This is a genomic window from Marivirga atlantica (assembly GCF_016734805.1).
GTDB lineage: Bacteria > Bacteroidota > Bacteroidia > Cytophagales > Cyclobacteriaceae > Marivirga > Marivirga atlantica.
Map to the genome: position 1 here is coordinate 92794 of NZ_JAERQG010000005.1, position 15515 is coordinate 108308.

15 protein-coding genes are annotated in these 15515 nt (G+C 35.5%); 3 read left to right on the forward strand and 12 right to left on the reverse strand.

The window, feature by feature from the left end; translation table 11 throughout:
• Window positions 1-91: 91 nt before the first annotated feature.
• The 8 genes from JKP34_RS17175 to JKP34_RS17210 all read right to left on the reverse strand — a co-directional run bounded on the left by JKP34_RS17175 (window position 92) and on the right by JKP34_RS17210 (window position 7247).
• The gene (locus tag JKP34_RS17175; RefSeq protein ID WP_201924192.1) at window positions 92-1162 is read right to left on the reverse strand and encodes an asparaginase; all 1071 of its coding nucleotides are present in this window, start codon (window positions 1160-1162) and stop codon (window positions 92-94) included.
• Window positions 1162-1917 carry a TatD family hydrolase gene (locus JKP34_RS17180; protein WP_201924195.1) on the reverse strand — a complete coding sequence of 252 codons (756 nt, stop codon included), beginning with the start codon at window positions 1915-1917 and terminating at the stop codon, window positions 1162-1164. Before JKP34_RS17180 ends, JKP34_RS17175 begins: the two co-directional genes overlap by 1 nt.
• A gap of 4 nt (window positions 1918-1921) precedes the next feature.
• Window positions 1922-3022 carry a glycosyltransferase gene (locus tag JKP34_RS17185; protein ID WP_201924197.1) on the reverse strand — a complete coding sequence of 367 codons (1101 nt, stop codon included), beginning with the start codon at window positions 3020-3022 and terminating at the stop codon, window positions 1922-1924.
• Complete coding sequence (locus tag JKP34_RS17190; RefSeq protein WP_201924199.1) at window positions 3019-3657, reverse strand: polysaccharide deacetylase family protein; 639 nt, start codon at window positions 3655-3657, stop codon at window positions 3019-3021. Before JKP34_RS17190 ends, JKP34_RS17185 begins: the two co-directional genes overlap by 4 nt.
• Window positions 3650-4876 (reverse strand): PP2C family protein-serine/threonine phosphatase, encoded by a 1227-nt coding sequence (locus tag JKP34_RS17195; RefSeq protein ID WP_201924201.1) that lies wholly within the window; start codon window positions 4874-4876, stop codon window positions 3650-3652. Before JKP34_RS17195 ends, JKP34_RS17190 begins: the two co-directional genes overlap by 8 nt.
• A 79-nt stretch (window positions 4877-4955) precedes the next feature.
• Entirely contained in the window at window positions 4956-5219 is a 264-nt protein-coding gene (locus tag JKP34_RS17200) for a hypothetical protein (protein WP_201924203.1), read from the reverse strand.
• Entirely contained in the window at window positions 5200-6321 is a 1122-nt protein-coding gene (locus JKP34_RS17205) for a glycosyltransferase (protein WP_201924204.1), read from the reverse strand. The genes JKP34_RS17200 and JKP34_RS17205 overlap by 20 nt, the downstream gene beginning before the upstream one ends.
• Window positions 6318-7247: a lysylphosphatidylglycerol synthase transmembrane domain-containing protein gene (locus JKP34_RS17210; protein ID WP_201924207.1), complete on the reverse strand. Its 930-nt coding sequence runs from the start codon at window positions 7245-7247 to the stop codon at window positions 6318-6320. Before JKP34_RS17210 ends, JKP34_RS17205 begins: the two co-directional genes overlap by 4 nt.
• Before the next feature lie 52 nt (window positions 7248-7299).
• Between JKP34_RS17210 and ruvC the strand changes: the two genes are divergently transcribed.
• Window positions 7300-7866 (forward strand): crossover junction endodeoxyribonuclease RuvC, encoded by a 567-nt coding sequence (gene ruvC / locus JKP34_RS17215; RefSeq protein WP_201924215.1) that lies wholly within the window; start codon window positions 7300-7302, stop codon window positions 7864-7866.
• 64 nt (window positions 7867-7930) lie between these two features.
• On the opposite strand, the gene JKP34_RS17220 is transcribed toward ruvC, so the two are convergent.
• From JKP34_RS17220 to JKP34_RS17230, 3 genes are read right to left on the reverse strand one after another with little or no spacing between them, the layout of a single operon-like run.
• The gene (locus JKP34_RS17220; RefSeq protein ID WP_201924217.1) at window positions 7931-9028 is read right to left on the reverse strand and encodes an AI-2E family transporter; all 1098 of its coding nucleotides are present in this window, start codon (window positions 9026-9028) and stop codon (window positions 7931-7933) included.
• Window positions 9029-9063: 35 nt separating this feature from the next.
• Window positions 9064-10101, reverse strand: a complete 1038-nt coding sequence (locus JKP34_RS17225; RefSeq protein WP_201924219.1) for a glycoside hydrolase family 113 — start codon at window positions 10099-10101, stop codon at window positions 9064-9066.
• A 40-nt stretch (window positions 10102-10141) separates the two neighbouring features.
• On the reverse strand, window positions 10142-11182 hold the full coding sequence (locus JKP34_RS17230; RefSeq protein WP_201924222.1) for an AI-2E family transporter: 1041 nt from the start codon (window positions 11180-11182) through the stop codon (window positions 10142-10144).
• Between the two features lie 207 nt (window positions 11183-11389).
• On the opposite strand from JKP34_RS17230, the gene JKP34_RS17235 reads away from it, so the two are divergent.
• A complete protein-coding gene (locus JKP34_RS17235) occupies window positions 11390-11809 on the forward strand; it encodes an OsmC family peroxiredoxin (protein ID WP_201924224.1) in 420 nt (139 codons plus the stop codon).
• Window positions 11810-12055: 246 nt separating this feature from the next.
• Window positions 12056-13453 carry an alpha-amylase gene (locus tag JKP34_RS17240; RefSeq protein WP_236665053.1) on the forward strand — a complete coding sequence of 466 codons (1398 nt, stop codon included), beginning with the start codon at window positions 12056-12058 and terminating at the stop codon, window positions 13451-13453.
• Window positions 13454-13486: 33 nt separating this feature from the next.
• Here JKP34_RS17240 and JKP34_RS17245 read toward each other — a convergent pair whose 3' ends face one another.
• Window positions 13487-15397 carry a hypothetical protein gene (locus JKP34_RS17245; protein WP_201924228.1) on the reverse strand — a complete coding sequence of 637 codons (1911 nt, stop codon included), beginning with the start codon at window positions 15395-15397 and terminating at the stop codon, window positions 13487-13489.
• Between the last annotated feature and the right edge of the window lie 118 nt (window positions 15398-15515).

A 15515-nucleotide genomic window follows, 5' to 3' on the forward strand; every position in this document is an offset into this window, starting at 1 on the left:
CAAGCATTTCGTCACTATACTCAAAGAATAATTATATTGAACACCATTTACAAAACACAACTTATTGTATCTTAAACACTTAGCACCCCACCTATTCCATTTCACCTCTTAGCGGCTTGACTAAGTACATTCGTTGCTCATCTACTTTATCAAGATAACTAAGTATATACATAAGCTTTGTAATAGCAGCCTCAGTCGTAATATCACTACCACTTATAACTCCTATGCCGGCCAAGTCCTTACTTGTCTGATACCTGCCCTGTATCACTTTACCCCCCATACACTGAGAGACGTTGACTACTAATAATCCTCTATCAATAGCTTCTTTCAATAAATCGATAAACCATTGATTAGATGGAGCATTACCGGCACCAAATGTTTCAATAACCAAACCTTTAAGACCAGGACTATTCAAAATGGATTCTAGAAATGTTTTTGACATACCAGGGAAAATCTTAAGAATCGCTACTTCCTGTTTTAGATTTTTTCTAACATTTAGTGTGGCATCTGGCTCATACGGCTTCAGTGCAGAAAAATTATATTCAATTATAACACCCGCTTCTGCAAGCACTGGATAGTTTTCACTTTGGAAGGCATCAAACTGGACACTTTCAACTTTTTTAGCTCTATTTCCTCTTAAAAGTAAATTATTGAAATATATACAGACTTCTGAGACAATAGGCCTCTCTCCTATGCGCTGTGAGGCTATTTCAATTGCTGTTATTAAGTTTTCACGGGCATCGGATCTGGCAGCACCTATTGGTAGTTGAGATCCTGTAAAAATTACCGGCTTATTTAGGCCCTCTAACATAAAACTTATTGCAGAAGCAGTAAAAGCCATCGTATCGGTTCCGTGTATTACAATAAAGCCATCTATATAATGATAATTATCTTCTATTAAAGTAGCAATTTGTTCCCAATGAGTTGGACTTACATTTGAAGAATCAATCAGCTCATTAAAAGATGCTACTGTAAGCTTTAAATTATAATTTCGAAGCGAAGGAATAGCTTCTAATATATTCTCAAAATTGAATGGTGCCAACGCTCCATTTTGATTATATACCATGCCCAGTGTTCCACCCGTATAAATAATCAACAAGGATTGATCAGGAGCTTTTGGAGTAGCGGTATCAATATGTGTTAATTCATAAAATGGCCTCATTATGAAAATAGTGCTTGAGCGTTGGAAGATGTTTTTGCAATTAAATCACTTTTAGGCATTTGCTTTAAGTCTGCGATCTTCTGAGCTATGATATCTAAATATACGGGCTCATTTCTTTTACCTCTATGAGGAGTTGGTGTTAGATAAGGACAATCTGTTTCAAGAACCACATTATCTAAATCTATTTCAGGAATATGCTCAGCCAAACCTCCATTCTTAAAGGTGACGATACCTCCTATGCCAATGTAAAAATTAAGATCAGCAATATCTTTTGCCTCTTGAGCAGTTCCGGAAAAACAATGAAACACTCCTCTTAAATCTTCATTATAATTTGTCTTAACCAATTCCAAAGTCTCATCAAAAGAGTCTCTACAATGAATAATAATAGGTATCTTATACTTTTTAGCCCATTCAATCTGAATTTTAAAGGCTTCAATTTGCTGTTCTTTATAGGTAGTATCCCAATAAAAATCAAGCCCTATTTCACCAATAGCCACAAACTTACGCTTAGCCAACCAATCCTCCACTTGATATAATTCTTTCTGAAAGTCCTTCTTAATAGAACATGGATGTAAGCCCATGGTAGCGATTGCTGTCGGATATTTATCTTCTACCTCCAGCATACCATCAATCGACTCACTATCGATATTTGGCATATAAAATTTTTCTACTCCTGCCTCAATGGCACGATCCATCATTTCTGATCTGTCTTTATCAAAAGCATCAGCATAGAGGTGGGCATGTGTTTCTATCATACTATTAAATTTTTCTTCCTTTCCACGAAAGAGGCAAAGGTAATAGATAATAGAAGCATAATACAATTGATAGGACTGCACTATACAATTCAAAAATAAATAAATGGCCCAGCGGCATGTATTCACCAAGTCGCTCGTGTATTTTATTAATAAAAAGACTTTGCAATGTTGTTTTAAGGCCAAATAAAGGAATTCCGATTAAGGGGTGGGCAACTAATAAAAAAATGATAGCAGGATAATATAGTGCCTGAAGCACCAATAATGTAATCATAAAAAAAGGTAATTGCATGGCCCCTTTCATCCATCTTTTTCTTTGAAGGAGCAGTTCTCCAAAGCTATTTTCTGCTTTTGATTTAGCAAGGCTTTCACGATTAGCGAGTTGCTGAAAGCCATATCCTTTTTTGGTTATAGCATCAAACAAGGCAAAATCTTCCGTAGCGGAGAATGGAAGAGTACTGTAACCACCTACTGCATCATAGGCCTTACGAGAAACAATCATATTATTCCCTACCCCTGTAACAGGAATTTTCCAACCACTTACAATTTTTACCATACCCAAAGCCAACGACCAATCGATCATTTGCATGCTAGAAAAGAATCCTGTGGGTTGAATGATCGTAAAGCCACTTTGAATGCCCATATCATCTTTTAGACATGCCAGATGCTTTTTAACCCAAGACTTAGGAACAGATATATCAGCATCAGTAAACAGCAAATATTCTCCATTAGCATATTTTTCAAGTTGTGCCAAAACATTAGCTTTGGCTGTCATTTCTCCTTCTCCTTCCTTTATGACAACATATTGAAAGTGTGGATTCTCTTCTGACCATCTTTTCAATATCTCTGTGCTGCCATCAGATGATTGGTCATCTCCCATTAAAACCTCAAACTTATCAACTGGATAGTCCAATTCTTCGAGGCTCTCTAATGTCTGACTAACATTATGAACCTCGTTACGGACAGCCAGTAATATAGAAACAAAAGGTAAGTCACCTGATAATTCAGCAGTTTGCTGTCCTTTTGGTTTCCAAGCACCCCAAAGAATAAGATCGATTAAAATTACCAACAAGATTAAACCAATAGATGTGGCTAACACTACGCTCATAAACTTTCAAATTTGAAGCCCTTCTTTTTGAAATGATTTATATACAATGGTAGTAAAGTTAGTACATTATTTTGAGCTTTAATATTATCATGAAAAACAATTATACTACCTGAACGTGTGGCATTAATAATTGCATTCAGAGCTTTTTCATGATTTAAATTGGTTTCATAGTCTTTAGAAAGAACATCCCACATAATAATTTTAAAACCACTTCTTTTAAGTTTATTGGCTTGAGAAGGTTTAATTTGTCCGTAGGGCGGTCGGAAAATCTTCTTATTAGGATTAGATAATTCGTCAATCTTTGCTTGACACAGATCAATATTTTCAAGGTAATCCTGACTATTTAATTTCCACCCTTTCACATGATTATAGGTATGATTGCCAACGGTATGACCAGCACTTACCACTTGCTTAAAAATTTCAGGATGTTTACTGATATTATCTCCCACGCAAAAAAAAGTGGCCACTGCATTGTGTGTTGATAGAATCTGAAGAATTTTCGGGGTTAACTCCGGAATGGGTCCATCATCAAAAGTGAGATAGATTGTTTTCTTCTCAGGATTTTCTCTCCACCTCAAAGAAGGTAATAATTTCTGAATTAGTAAGGGTGTTTTATGCCAGGCTAAATCAAGCATTAAATGTACAAGCTAGCAAAGTGATGTCATCTGAAAAAGGCCTATCCCCTACAAAATCATCTACACTATCTAAGACCCTTTCTACCAAATCTTTCGGGTTTGATTCTGCCTGGTGGGTTAAAAACAACCTTAGTCTTTCAGGCCCAAACTCTTCTTCATTAACATTAAAAGCCTCTGTTAAACCATCTGTATACAAAAATAGCGTCTGCTCACTTTCTAAAGCAACTTCTCCAATTTTAAGAAAGGGTAATTCAGGAAAAGCACCTAATACCAAAGTACCATCATTAAGGTCGTGAGTAATTTTATTCTGAATTAAATAAGGTGGATTATGACCGGCATTAACATATTTTAGACGTTTCTTTTCTAAATCGATTATGGCTATAAAGAAGGTTATGAAGTTTTCACCACTAGCACTTTGGAAAACCTGATAGTTAAGGTCATTCACAATTTCACTAAGATCAGTTGTTTTACGCAATAGTGTACGAAGTGAGGCTTGAAAATTTGACATGAGTAATGCGGCCGGTACTCCTTTACCAGATACATCAGCTATACAAACCATTTTTTCAGTATCAGATATCTCATGCCAATCATAGTAATCTCCACCTACTGTGCTATGCGGAGAGTAATGCGCAGCGATATTAAAATTATCTTGTTCAGGTAGAAATTTAGGAAAAAGTAATTGCTGTACCTTCTGTGCAATTTCCATTTCTTTCTCATAAACTTCTTTTTCTAAACGCTCACGAGCCATTTTTTTATTTTCAATAGCCACCATTGTAATGTTAGTCAGCGCTTGAATGAAGTTTAAATGATTCTCTATATGCTTAGGATGATCTTGTTCAGCTATCCCTCCTAAATAAACCACCGCAAGTAAGTTTTCCTTATGAAACACAGGTATAGCAGTCTCAAATTCGTCAAATGGCGTATCTGCTAAATCTGTTTTATGTAAAATGGTATTTTTCTGCGCAATTGATTGGTCAGGTATTACTTCATTATATTCATTGGCAACGCCAAATTGCACTTTACAAACCCAATGCCCCTCCTCCCTTACTATTAAGAGAAGCTTGTTTAAGCTTAGATTGGCTCTTAGGGTAAAATTGTAGATTTTGTATAAAGAGGCTTCAGGCACATTCTCATTTATGGCTTGCGTAATTTCAAGCAAAGAGTTTAATTCCAACTCCTTTAATTCAAACCTATTTGCTATTTCGACTGCATTCTCCATTTAAGAGGTGAAGATAATACATAGAGAATTGAAAGTAGAATTAGAATGAGGCTTTTTGATGATTGGTTTTATTTTGACCCTAAAAACCGTTGTGCACCATCAACCCTTTTTTTGTAGCTAAAAAATACAGTGAATTCCAGGGGATTTCCTGATTAGACTCCGTAAGTATATATTCTGTATCATGATCTGAAAGAAGTTTAACATAGCCTTTAGCCGACAAATCCTTCAAAAGGGATTGTATATCTTGATCTTGCCATTTTAAAGCTTCTTTTAGTTCAGAATAGTTCTGAACAAAATAAAGCTCATCCAATAAATCAAACTCTTTATCTGTTAGCTCTTCCATAAACTCTTCCTTTCCACTTGTATGGAACAAAATTAGCCGTTATTCCAAAGAAAAGCACGTAAAGGCTGTAAAAAAGCGCTAACACAATAAAAGCCAAAAGTGGAAAGTCACGTTTTTGGCTGCTGTATACACTTTTGATAAATATAAACTCAGATAAAGCCTTACTAAAAAAAGCTAGTAGAGCCAGTTGATAATTCCCTAAAAGTAATGACAAGACAAACCCTGTAACGAACATCAAGTGAAACAACCATACACCTATTGCTGGTAGTTGATCCTTTGTTTTGTTAGCAGATTTCCATTTGGATGCCCATCTCCAGCGTTGGTTGATAAACTCGTTTAGCGTTTTCGGTGGTTCTGTTTCTACCAAACAATTCTTCACAAAACCTATAGATGATGCACCATATTCAGCTTTGATAGCCCCTAGTAAGAATACATCATCTCCCGTTGAAATATGCTCATTACGCTCATAAGGATTAGATTCAATAAAGACTTGTCTTCTGAAACACATATTTGCGGCATTAGCCATCCCGGCAGCTTCTAAATGAATGCTAGTGCCAGTTATACCTATAATTGCTGCTAACTCTACCTCAACTAATTTACCGAAAAAGCCTGAGCGTTTGTACGCTAAATTCCCAGTGGTCATTTGAATTAATGGATCATCGAAATAAGTAATAGTTTGATTTACCCATTGGGGAGTAACCATACAGTCTGCATCGGTTGTTAAGATAAGATCAGCAGTGCTATGTTCAACAGCTTTCTGGAGACCAGCTTTTTTACCTGATTCTTGAGATCCCAAGCTTATAATCTCGAAAGGATAAAGGAAATTATTTAAAGAATCCTCCAAAACCATAATGGAATTATCCTCAGAATGATCGTTTATAAAAATGAAATTAATTGATAGTTTTTCAATTAGTAAATCTTTGAAAGAACCCACGAGTTTGGGAAGACTCTCCTCCTCATTTCTGAAAACTACTACAATAGCAACTGATAAGCTATTATTCCATTTAATAGCTTCTGGTTTTGGTATTTTGACCCAAACATTTGATAAATACACTAATACCAATGCGTAAAATAGAACAATGGTTAACCAAACCACTATCATGGCCTATCAAGTTTTAAATCTCCAATAAAGAATAAGCCTATTAATGCCGGTAACGCTATGTTGATTAACCACAGTATTAAACTGGCTGCAATTATAGGAGACGTAACCAAACCGAATAATTCAAAATAGATAATTCCGCCAAACTCTCGTACGCCTAAATCACTAAAAAAATTGAATGTAGGTAAAACTGATTTCATCAGAAAAATGAAGGCTACACCCATGAATTGATGCCAAATACTAAGATCTACCTCAAAAACTGAAAGTAGCATCAAAAACTGTAGCGAAAACACAGCATATCTCAAAAAAGATAAACCTAAAAGCTGGGTATATTGTGTTTTTGATATAGATAGAAGCAACTCAAAATAAGACTTGAAGTGTTTTATTTTGTTACCATATTTATAAAAAACAAAGCCCATTAAAAGTAATAATCCTACCCCTCCTAAAGTTAACCCAAGTGGTATTTCACTTAAGTAAGCAAGCCAATCAAAATCAATTGAATATTGTATACTGCCTAATGCTATTAAGCCAAAAAGAAGAGTGGGAAGCATTTGAAAACTACGAGCAGCCAATATTGGCCCCAAGACTTTTTTTCTGTCCTTGTGATCTATGGACCAAATTCTAGCAAAATAGTCTCCCACCGCGTGAGGAGTTACAAAACCTAATGATACTCCCGATAAAACTCCAGGAATGGCAGCTTTTATGGTTAATTGTTTTAAGGGACTAACAACAACTTTCCATTTCAGCACTTCCATTAACCAATTAATTGGCATAAACAGTGTCACCAATACGATTATATAATAATTACTCTGATAGGTGCCAAAACTTGTAATTAATTGCTCTCTTTCCTCATAAATTCTTTCAAAAAGAAAGAAAATAATAAAAAGTGTGATGAGTATTTTTATAGATATGAGGAAATACTTCTTCAAATGAGCTTACTATATAATTGCTGAGTGCTGATTGTATGTTAACTTTACAATAATGGTGGTTAGCAAGCAGACTTCAAAGACAGAAAAAATAATTTTAGGCCTCGATCCTGGTACATCGGTAATGGGTTATGGAATTATTCAAATCATCGGCAGTAAAATGGAGTTGCTTCAATATGGAGTAATTCATTTATCGAAATATGCGAATCATGAAATCAAGCTTAGGAAAATATTTGAACGAGTAAGCTCACTCATAACGGATTACTCACCTGATGAGGTTGCTTTAGAAGCTCCGTTTTTTGGTAAGAATATACAGTCAATGTTAAAGTTAGGAAGGGCACAAGGAGTTGCAATGGCTGCTGCTTTAAATAAAGATTTACCTATTACTGAATATGCACCTAAAAAGGTGAAAATGGCTGTAACCGGTAATGGAAATGCCAGCAAGGAACAAGTAGCGGCTATGTTACAAACGCTACTTGGTATAAAGCAAATCCCTAAGCTTTTAGATGCCACAGATGCATTAGGTGTAGCTGTTTGTCATCATTTTCAAGGTAAAGCTGCCAAAGCAGGACCTAAAAGCTGGAAAGCTTTTATCAACGAAAACCCTGGCAGAGTTAAATGATTGAAGAGTAAAGACTAATAGGTTAAATCTCCACTCGAAATCGGTAAACCTTCAATCTTAAACGCTACTTAAACCAGCCTTTAATTTCCTCGAATAGTTTTAGCTTTCCCCCACCAGAATTTTCTTCCTCATTATTGATGAGCATAGCCACAGGTTTTAACTGATCAAACTGTTCACAAAAAACCTTTAGCATGGCTGCAAAAGGAAGAAACAACACCATTCCAGCCACACCCCATACTGCAGCACCTACAATTAAGCTAATAATGGCAGCCAAAGGATTCACATTAATGCTACTCCCAACAATTTTAGGATTCAGAAAATTACTCTCTACTAATTGAATAGCCCAAAACATAATGGCTATGGCTATCGGCATCCATAAGGCATCATGAGAAACAAAAGCATACAAAACCGGAATAGTGGCACCTAGCGTAGTACCTACATAAGGGATTATCGATAATGTGGCTGCTAAAAAGCCGAATAGAAAAGGACTATCTATACCTATAATCCAAAGCCCAATGCTATTGGCAAACCCTAAAATTATTATCAGAAGAAACATACCTGATAGGTACTTCTGCCCTACTCTTTGGATATTCTTCAACATGTTAAAAATTTGATCTTTATTATTTTGACTACCAAACCTTACAAAAGCTTTGGTCAAGCTTTGCCTGTAAATAAGGATAAGAAATGTGTAAATTAAGATGGTAATTAAGCTAGTTAGGAAATTTGTAGTACTATTAACAGTTTTCCCTAACAGCGAACCTGCCGAATTTTTCAACCAACCAGTAGCCTCATTCATCAATTCTTCTCTGCTCAGGTTATCAACGAAGCTCACATTTTTATTGATGAAATATAGTATATCCGTGAACAAACCAGTTATTTTATCCTTAAACTCAGTTAATTCTCCAGACATTTTGATAAGCTGTGTACTAAACAGAACCACAAAACCAGCAATTAAAAGAACAGCAATAAGTATTGCTAAAAATGCGGCTAACATATTATTCGCTCCCCACTTTTCAATTCTCCTTGTAAGTGGAAATAGAATAAATGCCAACATTAATGCGAGACTAATCGGGAAGAGTATTGTTTTTGCATAAATGAGTGCCGCAAACAATAAAAAAATAGTTGCTAGTACAAAAAATGACTTCTGAAATGATAGCTGCATAAAAAATTACTGTTAAAAAGTATATAATCGATTCATTATTGAGAATTAAAATAAGACTCAATTGTTTTCATAGCTGGCTTATGCTGAGGTGTATAAGTTTTAATTGTACCTCTTTGATCTCCTCTGCTATCCAAATGCCATTTCCAGGCAAATCCACCTGCCCACCAATCCTGCTCATTAAAAACCTCAAATAATGCCTGATAGGCATTTGCCTGATTTTGGAAGTTAATGTCTAAAGTATCTTTATTTACATTCCAATGACCTATAGTGGGATAATCAATACTTTCATAACCATATTCTGTAAATAAAATTTTCTTTTTGTACGTAGTACTTATAAGTTCAAGAGCTTCTTTGGAGCTTCTCCAACCTTCTTTTAGCTCGTCAACTCCAGGACTTTTTGCAGCATGTATAGGGAAATAAGCATCAACGCCTATATAATCTAACTCTTTCCAGAACTTAATGGAGGTATATTCATCCCAGTTAGCTGCATAAGTCAATTTCCCTTTGTATTTGTTTTTAACATCCTTGATTAAATCTAACCAATATACCGATCTATTCTTGGTGGATTGTCTTATTTCTGTACCAATACAGAACATTTCGACATCATTTTTTTCAGCAATCTCAGCAAAGGTATTTATATAAACTAAATACTGTTGTTCCCAATGTCTCCATTCAGCCTCACTGTTGAAATCTAAATCACCAGCCCAGCCCTGTCCTCTCACCCAGAGGTGAGGTTTAATCATGACCTTAAGACCGATCTTGTGTGCCATTTGGATAGTAGCTTCAATCCCATCAGGTGTTTCACCCCACCATTGCTTTCCATTTCCAAATTGAATATTGGCTGTTTCCGTATCACAAAAGGCATAAGGTACCACAGCAATCCATTCCGCTCCTGTTTTCTTAATACTTAGTAATGAATCGATCGGAAATTGATTTCTGGGAGCGACAAGATTAAATCCTTGTATTTTATTCTCCTTTGAGGGTCTGTCTATGTATTCAATTCCTGAAATACTAATAGAGGCTATGAATATGACGGCTAAGAATAAAAGTGATTGTCTTCCAGAGAATTTCATGCCTAAATCAGCGTAAGCGCTAGTATTTGTAATTCGAACACTATGACATTAAGGTAGCTAATTTTCTAGTACTCTCATATTGAAGCAACACTATTTTAAGTAGTACGGTAAGTGGAATAGCTAAGATTAAACCTGCAATTCCCCATAAATACCCCCAGAACATAAGCATTACCAGAACTACTATAATGTTAATTGAAAAGGTTTTCCCCATAAAAATCGGTTCTAATACGGCCCCAAACAATACCTGGGCACCAGAAAAAAGAAAAGCAGCTAAAACAAGTGTACCAGGATTATCAATTTCTATATAGGCAAATAACATAACCAACACAGTAGAAATAACCGACCCCACCATTTGAATAAAGTTAATAACAAAGGCCAACACGCCCCACAAAATAGGAAAGCTTATACCCAGTGCCCATGCAATTATGCCAAACGCAATTCCTGTTAATAAACTGATAACAATTTTTACTTTCAAGAATTTAGAAATACTACTCTCAACCTCAATAAAGGTCTTTATAGCACGTGTATTACCATAAAAAAGTGTGGTTTGTATAATTTGTTTGAGGTTCATGGAGCCTGCCAGAAAGAGGACTAAAAAGAAAAGCGTCATCAATGTATTGACGATGGTAAGCCTTAAAAAGGTAAATGTCACACTTACATTGCTCAACATTAAATCACTAATGTAGGTACTGTTTATAATTTCCTCGAGTACTCCTTCGCTTTCCGATTTTTCAATACCTAAAGTATTTGAGAAGGGGTTCACTAGCTTTTCTACCTTTTCCTCAAACTTCACTGATAATGCTCCCCTATCGCGACTCATCTGTTGCCCTGATAATTGAATAACCTTAAAGCATGAGAAAAACACTAACACTATTATCGCTATAACCAATGCTAGGGAAAAAGTTTTCGGTATGCGGTTCTTTGTAAACCACCTCATTAGTGGAGAAAAAAGCAAAGCCAAAAAGAAGGCAAAAAATAGAGGTACAAAAATAAACGACAACAACTGAAGTGAATAGAAAAGAACCGGTAAGGCCAATATAAATAGTAAGCGGTTAGTGGTTCTGAGAGCTCTGATTTCCATAAAAAGAAAGTATTATCTACTGTTGCCGCAAAGAACGAAAATTCAGACTGAATGATTGCTTATTCCTAACTAAAATTGAGAAATAGTTTTATGAAGCCGAATGAGATTCACATTTAACTAAACAAGCAGTTGTGTCAGCAGTTATTTGGTTATTAAAACGACACTCATTGAACGAGTATCAATAATCAAAACGTCAAAAATAATATTATGAAAATAACAAGAAAAGCTACAGCAGAATGGAAAGGTTCCGGTAAAGAAGGAAAAGGAACCGTAACAACAGATAGTAAAGTGCTCGATGGTACTCAATATGGGTTTACCTCTCGTTTTGAAGATGGTAAAGGAACAAACCCTGAAGAGTTGATTGGAGCTGCACATGCTGGCTGTTTTTCAATGAAGTTAGCATTCAACTTACAAGAAGAAGGAATTACGGCTGATAGTATCAATACTGAGTCAAAAGTTATTTTGGAAGATGATGGAATTAATACAATTAAATTGTCGACAAGAGTTAAGGCATCAGGCTTAGATCAATCTAAGTTCGATGAATTGGCAAAGGATGCTAAAGAAAACTGCCCAATATCAGCATTATTTAAAGCTAATATTGAGTTTGAAGCAACACTGGAAAACTAGTAACAAACTAGCATGATCAAATAAACAGAAGCCGCTATTAACGCGGCTTTTTTTATGCGATTTATTTAAAGTATCCTGTAAATAAGAAACTGTCATTTCACGGATTTTTACAATTTTATAAAAAGAGGAACAAGTGCTCAATCAACAACAAACGATTGTGCAATCGATTGCATAAATTAATCTTCTAAAGCCTTGAGAATCAATTCATTTTATTAGTAGGTTTGATTAAACCAAAAATCTTAAATGATGAAAAATTCAATTTTAAATTTATGCAAAGTAGCTATACTTGCTGTATTCGTAAGTTGCTCTTCTGAGACAGAAGAAATCCCTGAAGTTAGGAAAGCAGCAACTGATCCGTTCAACGGGACAACTTCTGACAAAACAGGAACATCAGAGAGAAATCCCGGGCCCGGTGGTGGTGTAATGATGCAGGCCTTTTATTGGGATGTACCTGCAGGAGGAACTTGGTATAATACAATAAAGAGTAAAATAGCTGATTGGGATGCTGCAGGCATTTCAGCTATATGGTTGCCACCTGTTTCTAAGGCACAGAATGGTCCTTTTTCTATGGGCTACGATCCTGCAGATTATTTCGATTTAGGTGAATATAATCAGCATGGATCTGTTGAAACAAGATTTGGCTCAAAGGCAGAACTTCTAAGCTTAATCAACACAGCACACAACAACAATATCCAGGTATATGCCGATATTGTTTTAAACCATAACAGTGGTGGTGATTTAGAAGCCAACCCTTATACAGGTACTAATACCTATACAGACTTCGATCCGGCTTCAGGCAAATTCTATAGAAGTGCTTCTGACTTTCACCCTAATGCAAACGTTTACAATGATGAAGGTATTTTTGGAGGATTTCCAGATTTGAGTCATTCACAGCCTTATGTTCAAGATTGGCTTTGGAATAGAAGTGATGGTGTTGGTAAATACTATAAAAACACTATTGGTTTTGACGGCTGGCGCTTCGATTATGTAAAAGGCTTTGGCGGCTGGGTAGTACGCGAATGGAATTACAACGTAGGAGGTTTCTCTGTAGGTGAATATTGGGATGGCAATGCTCAAAAGCTGCAAGACTGGGTAAATAGTACAAACAGAACATCTTCAGCATTTGATTTTGCTTGTTACTACAGAATGGACGAAGCCTTTGATGGCAATAACCTTAACATACTTGCCAGTGGGGATATGCTATGGAAAAGAGATGCCGCCAAGGCAGTTACGTTTGTAACTAATCATGATACTGATGTGATATGGGATAAAATGCACGCCTATGCTTACATCATGACACATGAAGGTTATCCAACTGTGTTTTATAGTGATTATGAAGAGTGGTTAGACAAGGACAAATTAAACAACCTTATCTGGATCCACAGAAATAAAGCAGTAGGAAGTACTTCTATACTTTACGCTGATAATGATGAATATGTGGCCAAAAGAAATGGCTCTCCAGGCCTTGTAGTTTATCTTAATGATTCCAATAATTGGGTTGAAAGATGGGTTGAAACCAACTGGAGTAACACAGTAATAAAAGATTATACTGGTAACTCAAATTGGGAACCTACCACTCAATCCGGAAAATGGGTGAAGATTCAGTGTCCTCCAAATAGCTATACCATTTGGTCACCAAAATAATATAACTCAAAGCCACCTAAATAGGTGGCTTTTTTAAAATCTTATTATTTCAGGTCTGGAAATGGAAAGATCTCTAAAACTGCTATTATAATTATTGCTAATGCGGAACTGGTAACTATCAGTAAAACCAATAGGACTATTATAAAAAGTGAAGCTAAAATCGATTGTAGGAAATACTAAGCTCTCATTGAGTACTCTTAAACCTATACTTGCTGAAGCATAGTAATTTCTTTTGCTCAATAACTCATCATAGCTAAGCCAGTTAAAGGTGTTTCTATTATAAAGGCTAAACTTACAGCCATAGAAATACCATGGCGTGAATAAAACAGACTCAAAAGCTATGTTGAGCTTCTTATCTCCTAGTGGCCTAATCTCTTCGCCATTATCATATTGACTCGCAACAGTGAGAAAATTCTCGGATAGTTTATTAATCCCTTTTGTATATTCAACGTCAAAGAATTGCCTGAATGAATACTTACTACTAAAAAGCAAAGGGCTGAAATATCTATAGCTGTTTCTAAAAGCACCATCTTCCCATTTGTTATCCATTACATTATCAAATACACCCAATGCGGAAGTAAAAGACATATAGCCTACATTTTTAAAATAATTTGCAAAGCCTACATCAAGTTCCCAATAGTTTCTATTATAAAATTCGTTTTGCTGATAGGCATAAGTAGCAGATATAAAGCTTCCTTTAGTAATATCTTCCGTTCTACCGAAGCCCCTAATCAATTTACTTTTAGCGTAAGTTCTATTAATTAAACCCATGCTGAGAAAGTAAGTATCGGCATTTGTGAAATATCTATTTTCCTTTTCAGAAATATATGGTCTTCTGATAAAATCAATTTTACTCACCCTAGCCTGCGTTATTAGGTTTGTCCTTTTTAGTAATTGAAATGATCTTCCTATCCAAATTGTAGCTTCATTTCGCGAAAAATCATAATCCGCTTTGGGGCTATCGAGCGGTGAATATTGAGCAGTTAATTGAGAAAGAATAATTCCACCTCCATATTTTATTTCAGGCGTAAAGAAATCTCGTTTTAAGTTTGCCGATAGCAGCTCTCGCATTGAGTTATTTTCATAAAGAAAATCTCCCTGAATAAAACTTCCCCAAAAGTTAGGCACCCTGTAGCCTACACCATACCCATGTTTCATTTCAGGCTTTTCAAATTCATTAAAAAAGTAGCTTAATTGTAAGTCGCGAGCATAACCCAACATATTTCTTTGATATAGGTCAACACTGAAATCACTTGGATTGGTATAATCAAGATTAGCTCCTATTGACACTACATCCTGCACAACAACTGTTACATCAACTATTTCCGGATTATCTTTACTGGGAGATAAATAAATTTTAGCATCTCTAATGGTTCTAAATTGTCTTAATATCCGCTCATTATCTGCTAATTCATAAGGATCAACCTGCTTTCCTGAACGTATAAAAATATTTTCTTCGATAATTTTCTTTCGAGTATTAACATGGATTTTATTCATAGTTTTCGCATACCAAGAGTTGGCAGTTTTGGTTGTATCACGAACTGACCCTTCCAGAATAGGTACTCTTTTTATACGAATTTCACCGTAAGTTTTTCCTTTATAGGGCTCATAGAATGATTCTGCATCAGTCACCGGTTTTTTGTTTGTAATTTCTGATGAAGAGCTTTTAAATAATAAGCTAAAAAGCTTTCTGGTTAGTTGTGTTCTACTAGCTTTGCTTTTGAGTGAGTCATAAAACCTATCAGACTTAAAATATGGACTCTTTCTTATGTTGTAGGTTTTTCCTGCTTCAATTATAATTAATGTATCATTCTCAGGAGTGTAAAAAGTATCTTTTAAGATAAGTACATAACCTTCGGCAACACTTACGGTATCTTGAACAGGTGTTTTCTTTACTTTTTGGGCACATAAATACCCGGCATTTAAAGTAAAAATCAGACTCAATAAATATATGATGTTTACACTCTTCAATTCTGATAGAATATATTGATCTGGTGGTTTAGAAAAACTAAATAGCGAATCTATTAACTTTTTCAGCTTAAATGCATTTAATAGTAAATAA

What these genes read in the sequence shown, in the direction of transcription:
- JKP34_RS17200 (WP_201924203.1), bottom strand. Translation starts at nt 5,219, where the DNA reads ATGGAAGAGCTAACAGATAAAGAGTTTGATTTATTGGATGAGCTTTAT.
- JKP34_RS17205 (WP_201924204.1), bottom strand. Translation starts at nt 6,321, where the DNA reads ATGATAGTGGTTTGGTTAACCATTGTTCTATTTTACGCATTGGTATTA.
- JKP34_RS17235 (WP_201924224.1), top strand. Translation starts at nt 11,390, where the DNA reads ATGAAAATAACAAGAAAAGCTACAGCAGAATGGAAAGGTTCCGGTAAA.
- JKP34_RS17230 (WP_201924222.1), bottom strand. Translation starts at nt 11,182, where the DNA reads ATGGAAATCAGAGCTCTCAGAACCACTAACCGCTTACTATTTATATTG.
- JKP34_RS17175 (WP_201924192.1), bottom strand. Translation starts at nt 1,162, where the DNA reads ATGAGGCCATTTTATGAATTAACACATATTGATACCGCTACTCCAAAA.
- ruvC (WP_201924215.1), top strand. Translation starts at nt 7,300, where the DNA reads ATGGTGGTTAGCAAGCAGACTTCAAAGACAGAAAAAATAATTTTAGGC.
- JKP34_RS17185 (WP_201924197.1), bottom strand. Translation starts at nt 3,022, where the DNA reads ATGAGCGTAGTGTTAGCCACATCTATTGGTTTAATCTTGTTGGTAATT.
- JKP34_RS17195 (WP_201924201.1), bottom strand. Translation starts at nt 4,876, where the DNA reads ATGGAGAATGCAGTCGAAATAGCAAATAGGTTTGAATTAAAGGAGTTG.
- JKP34_RS17220 (WP_201924217.1), bottom strand. Translation starts at nt 9,028, where the DNA reads ATGCAGCTATCATTTCAGAAGTCATTTTTTGTACTAGCAACTATTTTT.
- JKP34_RS17180 (WP_201924195.1), bottom strand. Translation starts at nt 1,917, where the DNA reads ATGATAGAAACACATGCCCACCTCTATGCTGATGCTTTTGATAAAGAC.
- JKP34_RS17240 (WP_236665053.1), top strand. Translation starts at nt 12,056, where the DNA reads ATGAAAAATTCAATTTTAAATTTATGCAAAGTAGCTATACTTGCTGTA.
- JKP34_RS17225 (WP_201924219.1), bottom strand. Translation starts at nt 10,101, where the DNA reads ATGAAATTCTCTGGAAGACAATCACTTTTATTCTTAGCCGTCATATTC.
- JKP34_RS17190 (WP_201924199.1), bottom strand. Translation starts at nt 3,657, where the DNA reads ATGCTTGATTTAGCCTGGCATAAAACACCCTTACTAATTCAGAAATTA.